The sequence below is a fragment of the Streptomyces sp. MMG1533 genome, assembly GCF_001279775.1.
Classification (GTDB): Bacteria; Actinomycetota; Actinomycetes; order Streptomycetales; family Streptomycetaceae; genus Streptomyces.
In genome coordinates, this window is the sequence record NZ_LGDG01000208.1 from 1 (window position 1) to 212 (window position 212).

1 rRNA gene is annotated in these 212 nt (G+C 56.1%); it reads left to right on the plus strand.

Going from position 1 to position 212, the window contains the following annotated elements:
* Positions 1-212: ribosomal RNA gene (locus ADK57_RS19870) — 23S ribosomal RNA — on the plus strand; the annotation flags it as partial.

A 212-nucleotide genomic window follows, 5' to 3' on the forward strand; every position in this document is an offset into this window, starting at 1 on the left:
TAGCGGATAGTACCGTGAGGGAATGGTGAAAAGTACCGCGGGAGCGGAGTGAAATAGTACCTGAAACCGTGTGCCTACAAGCCGTGGGAGCGTCGCGCAAGGAACTTGTTCCTTGCGTCGTGACTGCGTGCCTTTTGAAGAATGAGCCTGCGAGTTTGCGGTGTGTTGCGAGGTTAACCCGAGTGGGGAAGCCGTAGCGAAAGCGAGTCCGA